Below are 24,493 nucleotides of genomic sequence, written 5' to 3'. Positions count from 1 at the left end.
TCAATAATTATTTATAAATTTTTACCTCATATTAAATATTAGAGAGAATTGAGGTAAAAACTTGGATAAATGTTTAAAGTGTACCTATAAAGATACACTTTACATGATTGAATCCTAGAGAATTATATGCGACTAATCACCTGCTGAATAACATCTTTAGTTGTTTGAATATTATTTTCTGTTAACGTTGGATGCACGAGGAACATTAGACTGGTTTCACCCAGTTTTTGAGCATTCTTTAAACGCTCTTTTGGACGCCATGGCGTGTCATCAAAAGCATGCTCCAAGTAGACCTCTGAACAAGACCCACTAAAGCATGGTACACCTTCGGCATTAATTTCAGTCATGATTCGGTCACGTGACCAGCCTTCTGGTAAAGCATCAGTATTGACTTGTACATAGCATTTATAGGCAGCATGTACATAATCATCTGATGGACGATGAACTGTAAAATATGGGCTATCTGCAAATGCAGCATAAATTTTTTCCATATTTGCATTACGCTGTGCTGTCCATTCGGACATCTTTTTCAATTGAATCCGTCCAATCACCGCCTGCATTTCCATCATGCGCCAGTTGGTACCAAAAGAGTCATGTAACCAGCGGAATCCCGGTGGATGCTGTTTGTTATATATACTGTCAAAGTTTTTACCATGATCTTTATAAGACCACATTTTTTTCCATAAGTTTTCATCATTGGTAGTGACCATTCCTCCTTCACCACCAGTGGTCATGATTTTATCCTGACAGAATGACCAGGCACCAATATGACCGATTGAACCTGCAGATTTTCCTTTATATTTCGCACCATGTGCCTGTGCACAGTCTTCAATCACATACAGGCCTTTTTCCTGTGCCAATTGCATGATCGGATCCATATCACACATCCAGCCAGCGAGATGCACACAAATAATCGCTTTGGTATTAGGTGTTAAAACTGCTTCAATCGTACGGCGTGAAATATTTTGCGAGTCAATTTCCACATCAGCAAAAATCGGATTTGCCCCAGCAGTTACAATAGAGCTAGCAGATGCAAGGAAAGTACGTGAAGTTACAATCACATCATCACCCGCCCCGATCCCCAAGGCTTTCAAGGCTACATCCAAAGCCACGGTACCATTCGCTAATGCTACTGCATATTGTGTGCCAGCAAATTGAGCAAATTCTTTTTCAAATTCACGGCATTCCTGTCCAGTCCAGTAATTCACTTTGTTGGATAACAAGACTTGGGAGACAGCATCGGCTTCTTCTTGCGTAAAGCTTGGCCATGGTTCAAATGCAGTGTTTAACATGATACTTCCTAATTTTCAAAACTTTAAAAACTTATTTTTTCTCTAAAATGCGTGCTGGATTGCCAACTACTGTCACGCCTGGCGGCACACTTTTAGTTACTACTGCGCCCATTCCCACCACAGCGCCCTTACCAATCACTAAAGGTTTGTCTGGTGTGCCTTGCTTAATAACAGCACCTGCACCAATATAAGCATGATCTTGAATATGAATATTGCCGTTGCATTTTACTCCAGGAGCAAAAGTAACATAGTCGCCAATTACACAATCATGTTCTACATAGCTATATAAATTGGCGTGGAAACATTTTCCAATTTTGATATTAGAAGTAATCGTAACAAATGGGCTTAATGCAGCGCCTGGAGAAATTTCGACCTCATCCATAAGCACCACATTATCTGCCTGAACAGTCCATCGCTCAATTGCATCTTGTTCAAGTTTTATCGCAATTTTTTCACGAATTTGACTATTGGCAATCGCAATTAAAGCGAATTTTTTATCAGCTTTTAATGCTTTAAAAGCTTCATAAGTCAAAGCCACATGACCATTAATTATAATTTTCTCAGTTAAACTATCATCAATAAAATAAATTTCAGCTTGAATATTATCACGCTCTAGCTGTTCACGTGCTACTGGCATTAAACTACGGCCACACCCAGATGCACCATAAATTGCATAGATTTCAGTCATGATGATGATCCGTCTTAGTGCCAGTAAATTTTGTCATTGTCACTTCACCAGCTTCATTAATATCATCTTTAGCAATAACTTTTTTTACTGTCTTCAGCATAATTTTAAAATCAAGCCAAATTGATTGATTTTCAACATACCAGGTATCCAGCTTAAACTTTTCTTCCCAACTAATCGCATTACGGCCATTCACCTGTGCATGACCGGTCATACCTGGACGCACATTGTGACGTTTAGCTTGTTCGGCATTATAAAGTGGTAGGTATTCCATCAGTAATGGACGTGGACCAACAATACTCATATCGCCTTTAATTACATTCCACAATTCTGGCATTTCATCTAGACTGGTAGAGCGCAGCATCTGACCAAAAGCCGTTAGACGTTCACTGTCCGGTAATAGATTGCCTTGTTCATCTACCGCATCTTTCATGGTTCGGAACTTGACCATCTCAAAAGGTTTGCCATATAAACCGGGACGTACTTGGCGAAATAAGACAGGAGAACCCAGATTTTTTTTTACTTTATACGCAACAAAGGCATAAAGTGGTGAGAGCAAGATTAGGGCAATTGAAGCGATAATAATATCAAGGAGTCGTTTAATCATAATATTCCTGAGTAATTGACTCTGGTGTAATAGCTTGATTCATAGCATTCACTAAAACTTGATTTAATTGACTAGCTAGTATATCTCTATGAAATTGAGTATTCGCAAGTCTTTTAGCATTATTTGCATAAACTCTATACAATTCTGAATCATCTATAAAATCAGCTACTTTTTTAGCAGCAGATTCAATATCTAACCCCCAAGTAACCAAACCACAATTATTTTTTTTAATCAGATCAACCATCCATCCCCCATAATTGATCATGATTGGTTTTCCTGCAGCAAGAGCATCAAAAAATTTATTCGCAGAATTAGCCCGCATTTCTGGTTTATCAATAAATAAAGCTGTACACAATGATGCCGCATTTAATATCACTGGAATATCTTTTTTAGGTACTTGCTTCATCATGAATAAATTATTATTTAGGACCCCTTTTTCTTGAGCTAATGAAGTAACTTTATCAAATTCGACTCCATCACCGACCAATAAAACTCTAATTTCAGGGTTAATATCTTTTAGCTTTTCAGCCAACTCCACAAGATACCCAACCCCATTAATATGGCCAAAAGTCCCTGTATAAACAATAAGAGGTCTATTTTGTAACCATGTCAATGATTTTCTAAATTGTAAAACTTTATCAGTGTCGACATCAAATAGTTCTATATCAGAACTATTAGGAATAACAGCTACTTGTTGTTTAGAGTAACCAGTTTTTATGATTCCTTCTTTCATACCAGGAGAAAGAGCTATTATTGCTTTTGAGTTTTTATATGCCCAATGTTCTAAACCATGTGCTAGTTTTTGCAAAATAGGATTATTAAGTGCCCCCATGGCAATAGGAAGCTCTGGCCACAAATCCCTAACTTCAAATACCATAGGAACATTCAACTTTCTTGCCGTTGGAACAGCGGGTAAAGCAATAGTCAATGGTGTACTTGTTGCGAAAACAACATCTACATCTTTAAAACTTTTTCCCTTTTGAGCAGCATGGAAGGCAAATCTAAAAAATGCTTTAATACGATCCATATATGACATTTTATTATTATAGTAATTTGGAAACCAATGAACATGAATCCCCGCTTCATTAGTCAGGTACCAATCTTTTTGATCAGTTTCTTTAAGCCAAGAAGTAATCATATGTACCTCATGACCTGCAGCAACCAAACGACGTGCCATTTCATATGAACGTGTACCACCAGACATTTCTGGTGTATTGAAATATTGGTGAAAATATAGAATCTTCATAATCTTACTCAGTTAATATTAAAAATATCGCGTGTATAAATTTTTTCAGAAATATCTATCAGATCATCATCCATGCGATTAGTTAATACTAGATCAGATTGGTTTTTAAAAAGAATAAGATTATGTTCAACCGGACATCCGTTAAATACATCTAAATCTAAATTAGGCTCATAAATGACTACCTTTACTCCTATTTTTTGTAAAGATGAAATAATGGTATGTATTGCTGAATATCTAAAATTATCTGAGCCATGTTTCATAATGAGCCTATAAACTCCTACAGTTTTAGGCTTTCTAGATAAAATCTGATCAACAATAAATTTTTTTCTTGTATTATTAGAGTTTACAACAGCTTTAATAATATTATTTGGTACATTTTGATAGTTTGCCAATAATTGTTTTGTATCTTTAGGTAAACAATAACCCCCATACCCAAAAGAAGGATTATTATAATAGTTACCAATTCTAGGATCTAAACTAATACCCTCAATAATTTGTTTAGAATCAAGATTTTTTAATTCTGCATAAGTATCTAATTCATTAAAAAAGGAAACTCTCAATGCTAAATAGGTATTTGCAAATAGTTTAATTGCCTCTGCTTCATTAGAATTAGTTAAAAGTATTTCTATATCCTTTTTTATCGCACCATCAGCTAATAATTTAGCAAATTTACGAGCCCTTTCAGATTTTTCTCCCACAATAATTCTTGAAGGGTACAAATTATCATATAAAGCTTTGCCTTCTCTCAAAAACTCGGGAGAAAAAACTATATTATTTGTTTTAAACTTTTTTCTTGCATGTTCGACAAAACCTACTGGAATAGTAGATTTGATGACTATTAATGCTTCTTTATTGACAGTAAGGATGTTTTGAATCACGGACTCTACAGATGATGTATTAAAATAATTCTTTTCTTCATCATAATCTGTAGGTGTAGCAATAACAATTATTTCTGATTGTTGATAAGCATTTTCCCAATCCTCAGTAGCTGTAAGATTTAAATTATGGTCTTTTAGGTAAGAATTAATTTCAACATCTTGAATAGGAGATTTTCTTTGATTAATAAGATCTATACGATACTTATCAGTATCAATTGCAATAACATTATTTCTTTGAGAGAGTAAAATTGCATTAGATAGCCCAACATAACCTAACCCTACTACTGATATTACTAAATCCATAAAAACATCCTATCCAAACAAATATAAAATTAAAATTTCTTGCACAACTTCTTATAAATATTAATCATATTTTCAACATTACAATCCCAATTATATAATTGAGAAACATGATGATAACCATTAATACCTAAGTTATATCTTAAAGAATAATTTAAAATTAATTTTTCTATCGCTTCACTCGCCGCTTGAGGATTATCTTTAGGTACAACTAAACCAGTCTTTTGAGGTACAACAACTTCTTTCAATCCAGCTACATCTGATACTACTACAGGTCTTTTAGCTGCACCCGCCTCAATAATAGCCACCCCAAAGCTTTCACTATCTAATCTACTTAATGCAACAAATATGTCAAAACTAGATAATATATTTGGAACTTCCGTATGATTAACACGTCCCAAAAACTCTACATATTTTGCTAAATTTAATTTTTTAACTAAATTTTCTAAATCATTACGCTGTGGTCCGTCCCCTACAATTCTGAGGATAAGGTTTTCAGCTAAAATAGGATGGGTTACTTTCAACCGTTCTTGTAAAATAGAAAAACTTTTAATAAGAGTATCAATACCATATTTAGGAGCAAGCACCTTAACCGTACCAATAATAATTTTCTCATCAAAATCTTTATTTTTCAGAGGATTAATGCAATTATATCTTTTTAAATCTACACCAAATGGAGTAATTTTAATATCTCTTTTTTTCTTTAATAAAGAATTTGTTTGCTTAGCCATACAATGACTAGTTGAAGCTATTAGATCTGAAAAATTAATATTTTTTTTAACCAAGTGTTTATGTATAAAAGATTTATTTGGAAAATCATAAACATCACTTCCCCATACCGAAAGTAAAGTAGGATGAAACCCAATTAATCTTGCTGTGGTAGCATATCCACTTGCATAGTGTACATTCACTAAATCAGGGCGAATATCTTCCACTAGTCTCTTTATACGTCGTGCATAAAGAAAATACCCCCACTCACCTTTAAAAGGAAAAATGTGTGACTTAACATTTGAATTTAATGCTTCTAAAGGAGGATGCTGTGATATTAAGTGTATTTCCAAACCTTTATTTGCTAGAGCATTAGCCCAACGTACTGTGTGGATAGAAGATGCACCAGATAGTAAAACAACTCTCATCTAATTTTCCGCCTTTAATAACTTTTCAACTTCTTTAATTTCGAATCTCATTCTCTCATCCCAAGTCCAAATCTCATTTTTATTATACAAATTAATTGCGTTAAAAAAATGTGATTTAAGTATCTCCCCCCTATTAATTTTATTATAAAAATCTAATAAATCATTTATTATATTATTTTCATTAATCAAAATACCGTTTTCTATAATAAAATTAGATGTATCTCCATTATTAACCGCTACAACCGGTAATCCACAACGCATAGATTCGAAGAAAGGATTTCCAATATTTGAGGATTCATATAAGCTTAAGAGAAAATCAGATATATTCATAAACTTATAAACTTCAATATTATTCACTGCACCCACAAATTTAACATAAGAAGTTAAATTGTTTTTAATAACATAGGTTTCTAGCTCCTCTTTTTGACCACCCTCTCCTATAATTATAATTTGATAGTTAAATTCTGCTCCATCCTCCAAGTAAATTTTCAAAGCTTTTAAAGCAAGATCAACTCTTTTAATTGAAACAAGCCTAGAAACCATTAATAATATGGGTTTATTTATATTAATGTTATATTTAGTAGCTAAAAAACATTTATCGTCTTCTTTATTTCCTAAGGAAATAGATTTGACCCCATTTTTTAAAAATAAAGATTTTTTTGCATTACTTTTAGAAATTTTATATAAAATTTTATCACCCTGAGTTCCATCATTAGTCATAATGAACAAATCAGTCTTAAAATAAAGTGCCATAATAACATCGATATTAAATAAAATATTAAAAAATCTTTTTTTTAGAAAATGTTCTTTGATATAGAAAACTCCTTGCATCCTAGAAACAATTTTCTTTTTGCGAAAAAAAAATTTCAGTATCCTAGCAGCCCATATACCCTGCAATTCATAACCATATAAAATATTACAATCAGAATTATTTTTTAAAAAACAAAAACCATAGTAGACCAAATAAGTAATAACAATAAAACTACTTAGTTTTGAAAAAAACAAGGATATAAGTTTATTATTACTACTTCTTTTTTTTCAAATGGGTAATAAAACCTCTTAACATTAATATTATCAATTTCCACTATATCTTCATAATAATAATTCCCTTTAGATGAACCATCTCTACCTACAATATATGTTACCTCCCACCCATTATCACTAAATGAAACTGGAGTCTGCTTTATAACCTGAATAGATTTATCTTTAAAATCTATTCCAGATAAAAACAATATCTTACGTTGCATTTATATTTCCTTTTTTACTACTTAAGCTAGCCATCATAACCGCCAAATATAACCAGACGAAACCCTGATAAAAGGCCCAACTACGATGGGTAAAAATAATAAAGATAATCACAAGACCTAATATAAAAACTTTATCTCTTTTAGATATTGCCTTTAATAGAAGATAAAAATACATAGAAATCAAAAGTAGCAAACCAATATAACCACTAGAAACAATAAATCGTCTGTAATCACTTAAGACTATCTCTAGATAATCTAAATAACCAATACCTTGTCCAAACAAATATTTACCGTAATCTTGTAAATTAAAATCAATTAACCCTTTAGTTCTTTCATCTAAAATATTTCCGCCTTGAAATTTTACCAAAATAACTTCATTTATAATACCATTAAAAAAAGGAACACTATAAAGAAAAAATCCCAATAAAAGAATTCCAATCATAATAGTAATTTTTTTTAATGAAAAATAATTAATAAATACCAAAACCAAAAGAATAATATAAGCAGATGCTGAAAATGTAAGAAAGATTGATAAGATAATTATATAACCTTTAATACTTTTCAAAAAATCCTTTAGAAATGTTAATGCAATGCCTAAATATATACCATAATGCCCAGGTTCTTGAAACCATCCATTCGCTCTATATATAGAACCCCCTGGAAAGTGTATAATCTCACTATCTAAATATGTAGAAAAGTAGTACAAATATACTATATCTCTACGCCCCTCATTACTAATCTGAATGCTAGGAAATCCCAACTTAAATATAAAAAATAATGATGAAATAATAGTTAATATTGATATAATATACATTATATTTAGATATGCATATTTAAATTTCTCCAAAGTGGACTGATCCAATAAAAAAACAATAAAACAGGAAAATAAAAAAGTTAAATAATATGCCTTGAACTCATCAAATTCTCTAAATGGAGTAAATATATATATTACTACCAGGAAAAAAAATACAATACTTATATCTTTTCTTATCACTATTTTATTAGTAATTAAAAATAAAATAATAAATATTAAAAAAAATATTGAAATAACTATAGATGGATTCCACCAAGTATAAACAGGTTTTGCAAAACTAATTACTAAAGCTGCTAAACTATATGCAAGTAAATCCTTCTTGACCAAAATCATCTCATACTCTAAATAAACTATAATTTTTTTACTTTCACAATGTTACCAGGTATACCCACTACTACTGCATTTTCAATATCAATATTTTTTGAAATTACCGTATTTGCACCTAATGAACAATTGTTTGCTATTCGAACTGGACCAAAGATTTTAACACCAGGTCCTATATATACATTATCTCCTATAATAGGACATAAATTTTTAGCTTCTTCTGCACTATAAAAACCAGCTTTTCCACCAATATTCACTCCAACATGAATTCGACAATTAATTCCAATTTTAGCATTAGGATTTACTACTATATTCCCATAATGAACAATGCATAAACCATATCCAAATGTATTTGGAGGAATACTAAAACCCAACCTTATAGACAACTTATAAAAGTATATTCTAAATAAGTATCTGAAAATAGATTGTTTATTAATCAAGAGCTCGTAGAATCTTAATGCAATTTGAAATCTGATTAAAGGATTGTAAATTTTATACCATACTCCCCCTTCTCTTTTTTCAAAATCTTTTTTTACAAAGAAAATAAAATCGCTCCAACTCTCAACTCTCAACACTTTTCTCCTCAGAATCTGATAAATATATCTTCTTCAAAATATAGAATAAGTACAATAAATAAAATACAAAACCAGATAATAAAAAATAATAAATTAGAATTTTTTTAAAAAACATCCCAATTAAAATCAAACCTACTACTCTAATTAAGAATCCAAAAACCTGTAAATATAAAGCATCTTTCTGCCTTCCAATTATATGCAATCCCATAGTAAAAGGTGACGCTAATACTTGCGCTATCAGCCAAGGTATTATTAATATTGAATAATAACCAACCTCTTCCCATTCTTTACCCAATATATAACCTATAAGGTAATAAGAAAATACACCCATTAGAACTATTATTGGAACTACTATTTTAATAATTTTAATAAGAATAGATATACTATATTTAAACATTTTCCTTTCATTATGAAATTTTACTGCATCAACTAAATATACTTGTGATATTGCCCCACCTGCTAGCGTTATAGGAATCATCATTATTCTCATTGCTAAAGTTACAAAAGCAATAATTAATTCATCGAGATAAAATGCTATTAATAAAATTGGCAAATGAATTGCACCCGCATGGGCTAAAGCTTCAAATGTTGAGAATATCGGAAATTTCTTATATTGCTTCAAAACAGAAATTAAATCATCAATTGATATAGTGGTTATATTTAATTTTGTATTTTTATAAAAATCTTTAATTAATGTATATACACCTCCAGAATAATTAAAGATCTGACCTAAAATCAACCCCAATGATCCAAACTTTAAAATACCCAACATCAACTGCGCAATATTGGATAAAATTGATTGATTTAATTTACTTTTAGCAAGTTGTTTATAGTTCTTTTTCCTTGAATGCCAGAATAATAATATATTGTAAAAACCAGACAAAAAAACTGCTACAGGAAGTATACAAACATAATTTTTCATCAAATCTAATATATCTAGAAAATCTCCCATTATTAACAAAAAAACCAATAAAAGACAAAAAATAATATTAATTAAAAAACTTAAAACAACTAAACTAATAGCATCTTTATCATTATCTGGTAAGGGAATTGCTAACTCTAATCTTAAACAACTAGAAACACTTAATAAACCTACAATTGATGTAAAGAATGCTAAAGAAGCAAAACTTTGAGGTGAATATAATCGCGTCAATATTGGTAAACAGATAAAACTGATTAACTGAGCAAAAGCTGTTCCGCCTACTAAAACAGAAACAGCTTTAAGAAAACCTCCCTGAGCATTTAATTTCGCATTCACTTTTTCAAGAAGGCTTTTCACAACTTAGCGACTCAACAATGCTGCAATAATTTTTTCTTGAGCCTCAAGCGTCAAGTAAGGATGCATTGGCAAACTCATTACACGTTCAGCAACTGAATCACCGATAGGTAAATGTACATTTGCATTAGCTACTGCAGGCTGCTTATTTAACGGAATTGGGTAATGCACAGCAGTCGGAATACCCTGAGCTTTTAATTTTTCCTGCACATCCGCACGGTTATCCACTTGAATGGTATATTGCGCCCATGCACTTTGATTATGAGCTTCAATACATGGCGTAGTATCTATACCCGCTTCATTAAACAGTTTGGTATAGGTTTCTGCAACACGCTGACGTGCCTGCATTTCATCATCCAAAATTTCAAGTTTTGGTAGCAAAATAGCCGCTTGTAAAGTATCTAAACGACTATTTACCCCAACACGAACATGGTGATAACGACGGTCTTGCCCATGACGTGCAATTTGACGAATCACTTTAGCCAGTTCGTCATCATTGGTGAAGATCGCTCCACCATCTCCATAGCAACCTAATGGCTTACTCGGGAAAAAACTGGTACAAGCCACTGTACTCAGGTTACAACTTTTTCGGCCTTTGTAAGTTGCACCAAAACTTTGCGCAGCATCTTCAATCACTGGAATATTATGTTTAGCAGCAATTGCATTAATTGCATCAAAATCTGCACATTGTCCATACAGGCTTACTGGAATAATAGCTTTGGTACGTGGCGTAATAGCTGCTTCTAGTTTTTCTACATCTAAGTTGTAGGTTTTTGGGTTCACATCTACATAAACAGGTGTCGCACCCAACACAGCCACGGTTTCTGCAGTCGCAATATAGGTAAAACCTGGGGTAATGACTTCATCACCTGGCCCTATACCAAACGCCATTTGAGCAATTTGCAAAGCATCTGTACCATTGGCGCAGGTAATACAGTATTTAGCACCCACATAAGCAGCTAGTTTTTCTTCCAGCTCTGCAACTTCTGGCCCTAAAATATACTGACCATGCGTTAAAACACGCTGAATACCTGCATCAATTTCAGCTTTAATACGTGATTGTTGTGCTTTTAAATCAATAAATTCAATCATGCTGCAACCTGCTCTTTTGTTACAACCTTACCATTCAGTCGGTAAATTGCCCCTGTATGCTCACATGCCACTTGTGCTTCCCCCTCTAACGGTAAATTCAACTGTTCACCAAATTCACTCATCCAGCCAATTTGTTTTGCTGGAACACCGACCATCAGGGCATAAGCAGGTACATCTTTATTTACTACAGCACCCGCACCTACAAATGAATACTCACCAATCGTGACACCACAAACAATGGTGCAGTTAGCACCTAATGTTGCACCCTTTTTCACAAGCGTATTACGGTATTCATCTTTACGTTCAATGAGTGAACGTGGGTTATATACATTGGTAAATACCATGCTCGGCCCACAAAATACACCTTCTTCAAGGGTAACATTGTCATAGACCGACACATTATTTTGTACTTTACAGTAGTCGCCTATAGTGACTTTATTGCCCACAAAAACATTTTGCCCCAATGAAACCCCACGGCCAATTTTTGCACCACCACATACATGTACAAAATGCCAGACTCGTGAACCTTCACCAATTTGTGCACCTGCATCTACAATGGCGCTTTCGTGTTGATAAAAACTCATACAGATTTCACCTTTGCCAATAATGGATGTGGATTTTCTGGCTGCTCAACTACAGGTGCAACACGAATAACTTCAACGGTTTCAATCGCAGCACGGTTTTCTTCTACCCCATAGCCTTTACCTTCCAAAATACGCTGGTAACTTTGGGTATGTAAATCTGTAAAACCACCTGAAAATTCAAGCTCTTCATTTTCAATGGTAATACTACGATACGTCAGTTTCTCGCCCTGTACAGCATTTTCAGGTAAATTATTGGCATCAATCGACAAGAACCAGCGCACACGGGCACGTTCATATTCCAAATAACCCGATGCTGTTTTTTCATCACGATAATGCACTTCATTTTTCACAATTTTGCCAAAAATAAAATGCAGCATGTCATAAAAATGCACGCCAATATTAGTTGCCACACCACCCGATTTTTTATCTACACCTTTCCATGATTTTAAATACCATTTACCACGCGAGGTTAGATAGGTCAGATCTACATCAAAAACTTTACCTTCAGGTGCTGCTTGAACTTTGTCACGTAAAGCAATAATAGATGGGTGTAAACGTAGCTGTAAAATTGAATTTACTTTTGCACCATATTGTTTTTCGTATTCAGACAGTAAATTTAAATCATCTGAACTTAAAACTAGAGGCTTCTCACAAATCACATCAATCCCATTTTTTAATGCATATTTCATGTGGGGTGCATGCAAGTAGTTTGGTGAGCAAATAGCGACATAGTCTAGCTTTTCACCTTTAAGTTTTTGATCTTCTACATAAGCTTCAAATTCTTCAAATTCAGTAAAAAACTCAGCTTCTGGAAAATGACTGTCCATAATTCCAACAGAGTCATTAATATCCATTGCCACAGCTAAAGTATGACCTGTTTCTTTAATGGCTTTTAAATGACGAGGTGCGATATATCCTGCGGCACCAATCAGGGCAAATTTTTTCATATTTTTCACTTTTATATATCAATGAATCTTAGAGACGAAATACTGTAAAACCTTGTGCAGATAACGCTTCTCGATTAAACAAGCTTTTTACATCGGCTATCACAGGTTTAGAAGCATTTACATAACTACGTAATTGTTCTGGTGTCAGGGTGCGGAACTCATTATGTCCTACCGCAACAACCAAGCTATCTACTGGATGATCTGCATCAATTGTAGACAACTCTACTCCATACTCCTGTCGTACTTCTTCAGCATCGGCCCACGGATCACACACCACAACTTGTGCTCCCCAAGCTTGAAATTCTTTAATCAGATCTTCTACTTTACTGTTACGAATATCTGGACAATTTTCTTTAAAAGTAATCCCCAGAACACCAATTTTTGCACGTGGCACGTCAATACTATTCTTTAACATGTGTTTAATAGTATTTCGAGCTACATAACGAGCCATATTGTCATTGATACGACGACCAGCCAAGATGACTTGTGGGTGATACCCCACTTCTTCTGCTTTATGAGTTAAATAATAAGGATCAACCCCAATACAATGTCCTCCAACTAAGCCAGGACGGAATGGCAAGAAGTTCCACTTGCTTCCTGCAGCTTCCAAAACATCTAGGGTATCAATTCCAAGACGATCGAAAATTACAGATAATTCATTAACCAAAGCAATATTTAAATCACGCTGGGTATTTTCAATTACTTTTGCTGCTTCTGCTACTTTGATACTAGAAGCTTTATGTGTACCTGCAGTAATGATACTGCTATAAACCTGATCAACTAGTTCAGCAATTTGTGGTGTAGAACCCGAAGTAATTTTTTTGATTTTAGTTAAGGTGTTTACTTTATCGCCTGGATTGATACGCTCAGGGCTATAACCAGCAAAAAAGTCCTGATTAAAAGTTAAACCAGATACTTTTTCCAATACTGGAATACAAACTTCCTCAGTTGCACCAGGATATACAGTGGATTCATATACCACTATATCGCCCTTCTTAAGCACTTTACCGAGTGTTTCACTGGCTTTCTTTAAAGGAGTTAAATCAGGTCTATTTACTTCATCTACAGGGGTAGGAACTGTTACAATAAAAAAATTACATTTTTTTAAATCTTCTAACGTAGAAGAGAAACTGAGCCTCTTAGCTTGATTTAATTCTTCTGGTGATACTTCTAAAGTATGATCTTGACCACCTTTTAATTCATCAATCCGCTTCTCGTGAATATCAAACCCTACAACGGGTAATTTTTTCCCAAATTCTACTGCAAGTGGCAAACCTACATAACCTAAACCAATCACCGCAATTCTTAAATCTGCAATAGATAGCATGTCAACGCCTTATTTATACTGTGCTTATAGAGATTAAAATCTTCCGGCACGAATAGTATCAGAAAACAATAAAACTTCTATTATGATTTGTGCTCAAATAAATTAAATTATAAAGTAATGTATATTTTTGTGAAATTTGGTATTTTATTTAATACAATTATTATCTGCTATAAACCTAATTTTTCCCTTTAAAAAAACTGGTAATAAGTCACAAATTGTGATGTATATAACCAGTAACTTCGGTAGAATAGCTTCAATTTGAATGAATCTAAAAATTAATATTTAGGAAAGCCTGTGCGACACTTTCAATTAGCTGTTTTATTGGCAGGTGGTATCACCACTACAGGGTGTGCAATCACCTCTGGTCTACAAACAAATGACTTACCAAGTGAGGGTGTTTATCAAACTGATCTTGGTACTACAGTAAATGTCATTAAACTAGATCAAGAATCAATTATGGCTGCTCAACCTGCTGTACATAATATTCAACAAGAATATGCTCATCTTTTTAGTACATCACACCGCAGCTATCAGTTGAGTCCGGGTGATATTTTATCTATTTATTTATGGGCTTATCCAGAACTTACCTCTGCAAGTAATATTACAAGTGACCAGTCTGCACAAGCGAATGGCTTCCAGATCGATTCAGATGGCTATATTCATTTTCCAATTATTGGACGCTATCAAGCTTCAGGAAAATCAGTAGCTCAGGTCAATCGTGAATTACGTAGCCAGTTATCACATTACTTAAAGACTCCGGATGTCATCGTTCGGGTATTATCATACCAAGGTAAAAGATATTCGGTTCAAGGCAATGTTGTAAAAGGTGGCCAGTTTTATCTCAATGATCAACCTGTGAGTGTTTATACGGCATTAGGAATGGCAGGTGGTATTAATCCTCAACAAGGTGATAACACATCTATTACATTAGTCCGTCAGGGACGTTCCTATAGCTTGAATACCTTAGAATTAGAAAAAGCCGGATTCTCTTTACATAATTTATTAATACAGCCTAATGACACCTTATATGTCAATAATCGTGAAAATCAAAAAATTTATGTTATGGGTGAGTCAGGTAAAAACCAGTCACTACCTATAAGAGATCAAGGCATGAGTCTTAGCGATGTAATTGGGGAAAGCTTGGGATTAAATCCACTTTCTGCTAGTCGCAGTAAAATTTATGTAGTACGAAGTAATGTAAATTCTCCAATGACAGAAATATATCATATGGATCTTAGTAATATTGGGGACTTTGGCCTAGCAAATCAGTTTAAAATGCGTAGCAATGATATTGTTTATGTAGATGCTTCAGGTCTTGCACGCTGGCAACGTGTAGTTAACCAGGTTATTCCTTTCTCAAATGCATTGTATAATTTAGATCGTTTGGGGAACTAATGAAAATTAACAATATTTTAGTGGTCTGTATTGGTAATATTTGTCGTAGCCCAATGGCAGAATATTTTTTAAAACAGGAATATCCTCATTTAAATATTGAATCTGCAGGTATTTCTGGTTTAATTGGCCATGCAGCTGATGAAAAAGCGAGTCTATGTATGCAGCGCTTTGGAATTGATATGAGTCCTCATGTTGCAAAAAAACTGAATGCAGAACTCATTAAAAAAGCCGACCTGATATTAGTTATGAGCCAGAATCAGCAAAAACATATAGAACAAACCTGGCCTTTTGCTAAAGGTAAAACCTTTAGACTGGGGCATTGGCAAAGTAAAAATATTGCCGATCCTTATCAGCATGATCAAACAGTCTTTGATGAAACTTGTAGATTGATTCAAGACTGCATTACTGACTGGAAAAAATATATTTAAGTTTTTTAATATTTTCACTTTTTGATATTTAAATTATGAGCCAAACTGCCAATACCGAAGATACTATTGATCTGAAGGAATTATTTTTTTCCTTAATTGCTCAATGGAAACTGATCACGATCTGCATATTATTAAGTTTAATTGCAGCTTTATTATATCTACGGATCACTCCAGATACCTATAACGTAGATGCTCTGGTACAAGTAGAAGATAATAAAGGTGCATCAGCAGCTTTATTAGGTGATCTTTCTAATATGATTGAGCAAAAATCTCCTGCTCAAGCTGAAATCGAGATTTTAAAATCGCGTCTTGTCCTTGGCTCAGTAATTAACCAGTTAAACTTGGATCTTGTAATTTCTGGTACTGAAGACACAATTTGGAATCGATTATTAAAAAATCATAATTATGATATCCAATATACGACAAAATCAGTACTCTTTAAGGATAATGAACTTAGTTTTGACGTAAGGCAATTTGATATTCCAAACTATTATAAAAATAAAAATCTTTTATTAAGTTTTGATCATAATAAATATAATCTGACTGATGCTGAAACAAATGACATCATATTTACTGCTCCTTTAAACCAAACCCGTCAAATTCAATCAAGATATGGTCTTTGGAAAGTCGCTATTTATAGCAAAGATCCCTTAGATTCTACTTATAATATTCAAAAGATGACTTTGCCTGCGGCAGTGCAACGCGTACTTGATAATTATTCAGTTGCTGAAAAAGGTAAAATGACGGGGGTACTTGGATTAAATTATCAGGGCCAAGATAAACAGCATATTACTCAAGTATTGAATGCCATCTTAACAGCCTATAGTCAGCAAAATATTGAACGTCGTTCAGCTGAATCTGCCCAAACATTGAAGTTTTTAGATGAACAACTCCCTGAGTTGAGCCAGCAGCTAGATCAGGTAGAACGTGAATTTAACCAGTTCCGTCAGCAATATAATACTGTGGACTTAACTAAAGAATCAGAATTGTATTTGACTCAAAGTATTGCTTTAGAAACACAAAAAGCCGAACTTGAACTTAAAGTTGCTGAAGCTTCTGCACGTTATACTGAAGAACATCCAGTAATGGAACAAATGAATGCTCAACTCGGTGCAATTAATAGCAAAATTGCAGCATTGGGTAATACTTTAAAGCAGCTTCCTGATTTACAGCGTCGTTACCTACAACTCTATCGTGAGGTTGAAGTTAAACAACAGCTATATACAGGTTTACTTAATACTTCCCAACAACTTCGCATCGCTAAAGCCGGTGAAATTGGTAATGTGCGTATTGTTGATACTGCTGTAGAACCTATTGAACCGATTAAACCAAAGAAATTACAAATTATAATTCTATCTATTTTCTTAGGTGGTTTTTTAGGAACATTACTCGCTTTATTACGCAATATGATGCGTTCAGGAATCAAAGATTCAGCACAAATTGAAAGAGAGTTAGATCTGCCTGTATATGCAACAGTTCCTCGATCTCCTCTCCAAGAAAGTCGCGTCAATTTGCTGAAAAAGAAAAAGAACATTCCTATTCTTGCGGTTAAAGATAGTAGTGATATTGCAATTGAAAGCTTACGCAGTATGCGTACTGCAATCCATTTTGCTTTGAGCAATGCCAAAAATAATATTATTGCACTTTCAGGTCCAGCTCCTGAAATTGGTAAGTCATTTATTACTACCAATTTAGCGACTATTTTGGCCCAAGGCGGAAGTCGCGTATTAGTGATTGATGGTGATTTACGTCGTGGTTATTTAAATAAATATTTTAATAAAGAAGTACAACCAGGTTTATCCGAACTATTAAATCATCAAAATAGTTATGAAGATGTAGTTCAAAACTCACAGGTTGATAATTTATTCTTTGTTACTCGAGGTAAAAGCCCAGTAAATCCATCTGAATTACTTAGTACAGATAAGTTTAAAGTTTTTCTTGACCAGGCTTCTGCTAGTTTTGATTACGTATTGATTGATACTCCGCCGATATTAGCCGTAACCGATGGTATCATCATTGCACAATATGCTGGTGTGAATCTATTAATTGCACGTCATGGTAAAACACAAATTAAAGAGCTTGAAATTACTGTCACTCGTTTTGAACAGGCTAATGTGAAAGTTAATGGTGTTATTCTTAATGATGTACAAAAAGGGCCAGGTAATGGTTATGGTTATGGGTACGGATATAACTATGCGTATGCTTATAAGGCTTCAAAAGATGGCGATTAAGATAAATTAAATTTACTTAAAATATAAGGATAAATTAATTGCTATTATAAAGCTTCAAACTAAGTTAGAGCAATCAAATTAGTTTGAAGCTTTTTTATATTTATCCTACTATAAAATTAGTTATAGTCTTATAATGACTGGTAAAATTAAAAATAATATTTAATATAAGATTCTTTACTTACTTCAATAAATTTAAATACTAACCTTGATTCTAAACGATTAAAATTTAACTATCTATTTTTATGTTATTAATATCATTAACATCTTATTTAGATATTAAATTATTAATAAATTTTACTTTAAAGGAATATTTTTTATTAGAAAAACCTTTATTAGCTTCTTTGCTTATTTTCTAATATAGAAAACCTTAAATATAACCCGAATCCTGTTTAAACCAATGCTTCACTAACTTTGATCATTGGCTTATTTTTATGGCAGAGCTGATAAGCACACAAAGTTGCATAAATACCTGCCAAATAGCCTTCAAGGCTTCTCGCTTTAGTCGTCACTAAATGATATTGACCTTTCAGTAAACTAAATAAAGTTTCTATTTTATTCCGCTGCTTTAAATTGTATTCATCTGCTTTGGATAAACCAACAGCTTGCATGTTTTTACGATGATATGTAATTAAATCAATACCTTTGTTCTTCAACTTGGATTTCAATTCGTGACTGATGTATCCACGATCCGCATAGAGTTTTGCTTTTAATCCGTCTACCAACTGTTCAACCATTTTAATATCTGCTGTATGCCCATTGGATAAAGCTGTACGGACAATCTCTCCTGGTTGATTCATGATTAAATGCAGCTTACAGCCATAGAACCAGCCCATAGAGCTCTTGCCTCTAGATGCAATTTTAGCTAAAGATTTATGTCGCTGAATGCGTTGATTTTTACATACTGGCAGTGTCGTTGAATCAACCCATAAATAAGCGTTTTGCTGATCTTTCATCAAAGCAAAATGCAAAGCATGTAATGCTAATTGATGTGATTGAATCAGATGAATCATGCGTTGGTAACAAGGTAGGCTTTTAAATAAATGACTATTATCTTGTCTTAAAGATGCAAAGAATGCTTTAAAGTTGTTGAAATGTGAACATTTATACCAAATGGCAATAAAGACGATTTCAGAAAGGCTCAATACGGATGAGCGCACTCTTAAGCGTTTTTTTCCTTGTTTTAGAAAATTCCAATAAGTTGATTCAAATTTTTGAAAGAAATCATCAATTGCACAGAATAAAGTAATAAAATCAAACATGGTGACTAGAGTTGTGAGTTTGGTGTGGTAACTCAACTGATGGCTCTAGTCATCTTTTTTTCAAGTCAATTTCTTATCCGAGATTCGGGTTAAATATACAACTATTATAAAAAGTTTCTTAGACATCCACTATAACTAATAAAAGTATCTAATAATAAGATTAATATATTTCAACCAGAAATAATTAAAAAAATAATAAACCTTTATTAAAATAAAAGGATAAAAATAATAGTAATAAAAGGAATCTTCTAAAAAATAATTAGAAGAAGTTAAAAATATTTTTTAGTAATAATGAACTTTATTAAATTATTTCACTTCTTTTGCACGTAAATGGTTTTTAGTGACCTCCTTTCTACAAAATCGTGCAGCACCAACTTCTTGATCTGGCGCATTAATTCCTTCTTGATTAAACATCACCTTAGCTGTTTTAAACATAATTTTAAAATCTAGCCAAATGTTATTTTGCTCAACATATTGAACATCTAAGTCGAATTTTTCTTCCCAAGATAAGTTATTACGCCCACTGACTTGGGCAAGCCCTGTCATGCCGGGTTTTACCTCATGTCTTCGCATTTGTTCAGCGGTATAATGTTCTAGAAATTCTTTCATTTGAGGTCTAGGCCCAACAATACTCATATCACCTTTTAAGACATTTATAAGCTGAGGCATTTCGTCCAAGCTGGTAGAACGTAATTTTTGACCAAATGGTGTAATTCGAAATTTATCTGGTAAAGGATTACCATCCTGATCGAATGCATTTCTCATAGACCGAAACTTAATCATTTTAAAAAGCTTTCCATTTTTACCAGGTCGTTCTTGATAAAAGAAAATTGGTGAGCCTAGATTTCTACGTACTTTATAAGCAATGACGATAAAAACAGGCAATAATATAAATATAGCAGTAAGAGAAATAATAATATCGATTAATCGCTTAGCAACTCTTATATCATTCCTATAAAGGTCAGCACTAGAATATAGATGAGGGTACGATGTCAAATAATTTTTTAAAATTAGATCTTTCTTCCCCCGATAATACCAGGATTTTTTTTTATCTAGCTTAGCCGCTTTATTTATCCGTGGAGAAAATTGAATGATCTGGTTCTGATATCCTTCTTTTTCTATAAGGTTTTTTTTTAAGAAAATATTATCTTTTTCAATAAATAAAGATTTACGTGTTGTAATAGAGTTTTTTACAAAGTTTTCGATCTTATTTTTTTCTTGTTGTAGATCCATTAATAAACACCTCACTATGTCTATCTACGCATCATATCAATTGTATTTTTATTAAAGTAGGGAGACTATTGTTAGCCAATTCCATATTTTTGCTTTTTAAAAATATTATTATTATTTTTATTAAAATATATATTTAACTAAAATTAATTAAAATTCACTTAATAATAAAATTAAATTTATATTTTTTTGTATAAATATTAATTACTTACACCAAATTAAAGTAAATAATTTATAATTACAATAGATCAGTTGATAATGAAATATATTTTATTATTAAGAGAAATAATTTTTTTAAAATATAGCAAATCTCACACTAAATAAAATGTGACAAAATGTAATATATAAATAATTAGTGAGCGCTATATCACAATAGAATTCCATTTTAATTTTATAATTTAATATATTTCTAATTAATTATATAACCAAGATAACGTTATTTTTATTCTATTGAGGCAGTCTTAAATATATAAAACCAGATAAGATATAAAATTTAAGAAAATTAGAAATCCACCTCTGTCTAATAATGAGGTGGAATTATTCTAGTTAAAATTAGGTTATCATAAATCTATACTATAATAATCATGCACAATACCACGTGCACCAAATCTTTCTTTTTGATCAATCAATCCCATATTTAAATATTTTCCTTCATTTTCATTAGAAGTACCGAAATCAAATATTTTGGCATTTTTCTTACTTTTGTCTATTAAATGATCAATGAGATAATCTAATACCTTGTTCTCCCTACCTTTATCATTACTAGCCAAATATTGAGTATGAACTACTCTTTCAGTTTCAAAAGTCACTGCTCCTGCCACAATATTTCCATCAAGACAACATTTATATGCTCTTATATTATTAGGGAAACGACTTTTTAATAAATCTATTTCATCTTCATTATGTACAGGTTGTTGGTTATGATGCTGATGGAGTACTTCTCGGATTACTCCCCAAACCATACTAGGCTGTTCTACCTCCTCACAGCTGACCCCATTTTTTTTAAGCTTATTGACTGATCTTCTTTTACTTTCTGAGTATGAATATTCTTCATTTAGAGCAATAGAAACGCTAATATCTCGTCGATAAAGCTTGGCATCATTTCGAAATAAAGCATACAAGTCTTCTTGAGCCGGATAATTATGATAAATAACAGGAATACATTTATATATAATTTTATCAATATTTTTTTGTTTTAAATAAATTCTTAGTAAAGTAAATAATTCTAGCATGTCAGCTGCATGAATATCTCTATTAATTAAAAAACCACCAAAAGTTAAACCTTGATGACTATAAAAAATATTATCTTTAATATTTCCAGGCAATAAGGCTACAATTTTCCCTTTTTCATTTTTAAATATTAGTGAGAGATCCTCAAATCGATCAGTATGATATTCCATAAAGTCGCGATTAAACATAAAATGATAATTTTTACATTTTAATAAAAACTCATTCCATATTATTTTATCTGAAGCTTCATATTTATGTATTTGAAAACCTAAGTCCTCTTTCATTATAATACCCATATCTATATCCCAGTTATTGTTTTTAAATCAAATATAATTTTCTATTTATTAAGGAAAATACTATTACTTTTTTAAAGCCTATTAATGCCCATCATTTGTAATAGTCTATGGTTTATATGATCCGCATTAAAATTCTTTCTAGCATAGAGAAATCCTTGATAGCCCATTTTATTTATTTGTTCAGGATGTTCTATAAAATAAGTCATTTTCTCTACCAATGCAGCCACATCCCATTTAGGAATAAGGAAACCTGTCAATCCATCAACTACAGTCTCATTGCAGCCTGGAACATCGGTGGTGATTACCGGACGTCCTATAGCCATTGCTTCTTGTGTACTACGGGGCACCCCCTCTCGATAATAAGACGGCAATACAAAAACTGCGCTATTACGTATTCTTCGGTCTACGTCAGTCACAAAACCACTATAATCGATAATACCTGTTTGTATTAGCTGATCTAATTCAGCTTGCTTTAAGCCAGTTGGATTTTCAGGATCTAATCCACCAATAATTTTAAATACAACTTCAGGATATTTTCTTTTTACTATTCTTGCTGCTTCTATATATTCAAATATTCCCTTTTCAGCGATCAATCGAGCTATAAATATAAATGATATATTTTCCTGATTATTCCATTTTGTATAAGCATAATCTTGTAAATTAAGGCCAATCGGCCCCAAGACTTCAATCGCATTTTTTTTATGTGGCAAATTATAATGATGGACTAAATCCTTAGGATCATCATGATTTAAAAAAATAATTTTATCTAGATATGGAAATGCAAGCCGATATAGTGACACTTGCACAAAACGTATGAATTTAGCCTTTAAGCTTTGGCCATATTTATGAATAGTAAAAGGTGATCCTAGTCCTTCGATCATGCCATAAATATAAGGCACTTTAGTCTTATAGGCAGCTAGCGTTGCATAGATAACAGGCTTAGTTGAATAGGAGAATACAATATCAGGTTGAATTTCTTTTATTTTTTTAGCCAGCTGATAAGTTGAACGTAAATCAGCCAAGGGATTCAATCCTCCTCGACTAAGCTGATATGTCACTAAGGTGACTCCTAAATCTTGAATTTTGGCCAACCATTCATTTGTATATTCAGATACAAAGGCATAAACATGATAATTCTGTGCCAGACAAGACAAAATAAAATCTTTTCGAAAACCGTAAAGATTAGAGGCAGTCGTTCCAATGATGATAATTTTTTTAGAGATCATGGCTTTATACGCTCTATGAGTTCTAATTGTGCAGCATAAAAATTTTTATCGGAGTCAGAGACTGATGTAACTCTACGCTTATGTAGTATCTGCATTAAGTTCAAAAAATTTAGTACTTTTACAATAATTTTTTTAATTTCAAACTTTAAAACAATCTTATTTTTTTCAAGATCGGAAATAGTACTATTATAATATTTTTTGATTACTCCGATCTGGGTATTGTAACCACGGATCATTTTTTCTTTTTTTACATTTTCAACTTCTCTATAAAAATATAAGGGTTCCTGTAAAACTATGTAATTAAAATCATTTTTTATCGCAGCTGAAAGCCATAGTTCATAATCTTCAGCTAAGCAATTATCGACTTGATAAGGGTTCCTTTTACACCACGCCTTTCGGGCAAGTAATGAAGGATGCAGTATATTAGTAACACCTTGCAAAATTTCTTTGGGCTGCATTTGATGATTAGAATAGATTCTCTTTCCTAAAATTTCATTCTTGTCTCCAATTGAATATAAGCTGGTGACTACAACATCAATATCTGGATTTTCATTTAGTACTTTAATCTGTTTTTCAAGACGATCCACTGCCATTAAATCATCAGCATCCATACGTGCAATAAAATCATACTTTGCTTCATTGATAATCTGATTTAAACGGTAAGGTAATCTTCTATTATGCCCATCAGCTATGATACGGATTCTCGGATCATTAAATGAGCGGGCAATTTCTAAAGATCGATCTATTGATCCATCATCTACCAGAATTAATTCCCAATTTTGAAAAGTTTGCGCTAATACCGATTTAATCGCATCTTCTAAATATTTTTCAGCATTAAAAAATGGAATTCCTATAGAAATATACATTG

Annotated in this window: 23 protein-coding genes; 3 read left to right on the top strand and 20 right to left on the bottom strand. The window is 32.6% G+C overall.

Translation table 11 applies throughout. The features are described from left to right. Positions 1 to 122: 122 nt before the first annotated feature. The 15 genes from AC4MCC_RS00505 to tviB all read right to left on the bottom strand — a co-directional run bounded on the left by AC4MCC_RS00505 (position 123) and on the right by tviB (position 14,330). The gene (locus AC4MCC_RS00505) at positions 123 to 1,292 is read right to left on the bottom strand and encodes a DegT/DnrJ/EryC1/StrS family aminotransferase (protein WP_491885519.1); all 1,170 of its coding nucleotides are present in this window, start codon (positions 1,290 to 1,292) and stop codon (positions 123 to 125) included. Between the two features lie 31 nt (positions 1,293 to 1,323). After that, on the bottom strand, positions 1,324 to 1,980 hold the full coding sequence (locus AC4MCC_RS00500; protein ID WP_491885518.1) for a NeuD/PglB/VioB family sugar acetyltransferase: 657 nt from the start codon (positions 1,978 to 1,980) through the stop codon (positions 1,324 to 1,326). Beyond that, a complete protein-coding gene (locus tag AC4MCC_RS00495) occupies positions 1,973 to 2,584 on the bottom strand; it encodes a sugar transferase (RefSeq protein ID WP_491885517.1) in 612 nt (203 codons plus the stop codon). Before AC4MCC_RS00495 ends, AC4MCC_RS00500 begins: the two co-directional genes overlap by 8 nt. Then, on the bottom strand, positions 2,577 to 3,830 hold the full coding sequence (locus tag AC4MCC_RS00490) for a glycosyltransferase family 4 protein (protein WP_491885516.1): 1,254 nt from the start codon (positions 3,828 to 3,830) through the stop codon (positions 2,577 to 2,579). Before AC4MCC_RS00490 ends, AC4MCC_RS00495 begins: the two co-directional genes overlap by 8 nt. Positions 3,831 to 3,838: 8 nt before the next feature. After that, positions 3,839 to 5,011 carry a nucleotide sugar dehydrogenase gene (locus tag AC4MCC_RS00485; protein ID WP_491885515.1) on the bottom strand — a complete coding sequence of 391 codons (1,173 nt, stop codon included), beginning with the start codon at positions 5,009 to 5,011 and terminating at the stop codon, positions 3,839 to 3,841. 29 nt (positions 5,012 to 5,040) lie between these two features. Then, on the bottom strand, positions 5,041 to 6,144 hold the full coding sequence (locus AC4MCC_RS00480) for a glycosyltransferase (RefSeq protein WP_491885514.1): 1,104 nt from the start codon (positions 6,142 to 6,144) through the stop codon (positions 5,041 to 5,043). Beyond that, positions 6,145 to 6,975, bottom strand: a complete 831-nt coding sequence (locus tag AC4MCC_RS00475; RefSeq protein ID WP_491885513.1) for a glycosyltransferase — start codon at positions 6,973 to 6,975, stop codon at positions 6,145 to 6,147. A 155-nt stretch (positions 6,976 to 7,130) separates the two neighbouring features. Beyond that, positions 7,131 to 7,391, bottom strand: a complete 261-nt coding sequence (locus AC4MCC_RS00470; protein WP_491885512.1) for a hypothetical protein — start codon at positions 7,389 to 7,391, stop codon at positions 7,131 to 7,133. Beyond that, complete coding sequence (locus AC4MCC_RS00465; protein ID WP_491885511.1) at positions 7,381 to 8,538, bottom strand: hypothetical protein; 1,158 nt, start codon at positions 8,536 to 8,538, stop codon at positions 7,381 to 7,383. Before AC4MCC_RS00465 ends, AC4MCC_RS00470 begins: the two co-directional genes overlap by 11 nt. A gap of 17 nt (positions 8,539 to 8,555) precedes the next feature. Continuing rightward, entirely contained in the window at positions 8,556 to 9,104 is a 549-nt protein-coding gene (locus AC4MCC_RS00460) for a serine O-acetyltransferase (protein WP_491885510.1), read from the bottom strand. Further along, the gene (locus tag AC4MCC_RS00455) at positions 9,091 to 10,383 is read right to left on the bottom strand and encodes a lipopolysaccharide biosynthesis protein (protein WP_491885509.1); all 1,293 of its coding nucleotides are present in this window, start codon (positions 10,381 to 10,383) and stop codon (positions 9,091 to 9,093) included. Before AC4MCC_RS00455 ends, AC4MCC_RS00460 begins: the two co-directional genes overlap by 14 nt. Positions 10,384 to 10,386: 3 nt before the next feature. Continuing rightward, entirely contained in the window at positions 10,387 to 11,472 is a 1,086-nt protein-coding gene (locus AC4MCC_RS00450) for a DegT/DnrJ/EryC1/StrS family aminotransferase (RefSeq protein WP_491885508.1), read from the bottom strand. Next, entirely contained in the window at positions 11,469 to 12,056 is a 588-nt protein-coding gene (gene wbpD, locus AC4MCC_RS00445) for a UDP-2-acetamido-3-amino-2,3-dideoxy-D-glucuronate N-acetyltransferase (protein ID WP_491885507.1), read from the bottom strand. Before wbpD ends, AC4MCC_RS00450 begins: the two co-directional genes overlap by 4 nt. After that, entirely contained in the window at positions 12,053 to 13,003 is a 951-nt protein-coding gene (locus AC4MCC_RS00440) for a Gfo/Idh/MocA family protein (protein WP_491885506.1), read from the bottom strand. The genes wbpD and AC4MCC_RS00440 overlap by 4 nt, the downstream gene beginning before the upstream one ends. 28 nt (positions 13,004 to 13,031) lie before the next feature. Then, positions 13,032 to 14,330, bottom strand: coding sequence for a Vi polysaccharide biosynthesis UDP-N-acetylglucosamine C-6 dehydrogenase TviB (gene tviB / locus AC4MCC_RS00435; RefSeq protein ID WP_491885505.1), 1,299 nt, complete (start codon positions 14,328 to 14,330; stop codon positions 13,032 to 13,034). Between the two features lie 294 nt (positions 14,331 to 14,624). On the opposite strand from tviB, the gene AC4MCC_RS00430 reads away from it, so the two are divergent. From AC4MCC_RS00430 to AC4MCC_RS00420, 3 genes are read left to right on the top strand one after another with little or no spacing between them, the layout of a single operon-like run. Then, entirely contained in the window at positions 14,625 to 15,725 is a 1,101-nt protein-coding gene (locus tag AC4MCC_RS00430; RefSeq protein WP_491885504.1) for a polysaccharide biosynthesis/export family protein, read from the top strand. Then, positions 15,725 to 16,153, top strand: coding sequence for a low molecular weight protein-tyrosine-phosphatase (locus tag AC4MCC_RS00425; protein ID WP_034706709.1), 429 nt, complete (start codon positions 15,725 to 15,727; stop codon positions 16,151 to 16,153). The genes AC4MCC_RS00430 and AC4MCC_RS00425 overlap by 1 nt, the downstream gene beginning before the upstream one ends. A 35-nt stretch (positions 16,154 to 16,188) precedes the next feature. Next, a complete protein-coding gene (locus tag AC4MCC_RS00420; protein ID WP_491885503.1) occupies positions 16,189 to 18,384 on the top strand; it encodes a polysaccharide biosynthesis tyrosine autokinase in 2,196 nt (731 codons plus the stop codon). 389 nt (positions 18,385 to 18,773) lie between these two features. Here AC4MCC_RS00420 and AC4MCC_RS00415 read toward each other — a convergent pair whose 3' ends face one another. The 5 genes from AC4MCC_RS00415 to AC4MCC_RS00395 form a co-directional block, all read right to left on the bottom strand. Next, on the bottom strand, positions 18,774 to 19,643 hold the full coding sequence (locus AC4MCC_RS00415; protein WP_491885834.1) for an IS982 family transposase: 870 nt from the start codon (positions 19,641 to 19,643) through the stop codon (positions 18,774 to 18,776). 306 nt (positions 19,644 to 19,949) lie between these two features. Then, positions 19,950 to 20,588, bottom strand: coding sequence for a sugar transferase (locus AC4MCC_RS00410; RefSeq protein WP_491885833.1), 639 nt, complete (start codon positions 20,586 to 20,588; stop codon positions 19,950 to 19,952). A gap of 845 nt (positions 20,589 to 21,433) precedes the next feature. Next, entirely contained in the window at positions 21,434 to 22,387 is a 954-nt protein-coding gene (locus tag AC4MCC_RS00405; protein ID WP_491885502.1) for a GNAT family N-acetyltransferase, read from the bottom strand. Between the two features lie 83 nt (positions 22,388 to 22,470). Beyond that, complete coding sequence (locus AC4MCC_RS00400; protein WP_419375085.1) at positions 22,471 to 23,625, bottom strand: glycosyltransferase family 4 protein; 1,155 nt, start codon at positions 23,623 to 23,625, stop codon at positions 22,471 to 22,473. After that, the gene (locus tag AC4MCC_RS00395) at positions 23,622 to 24,491 is read right to left on the bottom strand and encodes a glycosyltransferase family 2 protein (protein ID WP_419375084.1); all 870 of its coding nucleotides are present in this window, start codon (positions 24,489 to 24,491) and stop codon (positions 23,622 to 23,624) included. Before AC4MCC_RS00395 ends, AC4MCC_RS00400 begins: the two co-directional genes overlap by 4 nt. Positions 24,492 to 24,493: the final 2 nt, after the last annotated feature.

The sequence above is a fragment of the Acinetobacter sp. CAU_H_56 genome, from assembly GCF_058599425.1.
Note: the sequence above shows the minus strand (reverse complement) of the source record. Positions and strands in the feature narration are given on the sequence as shown.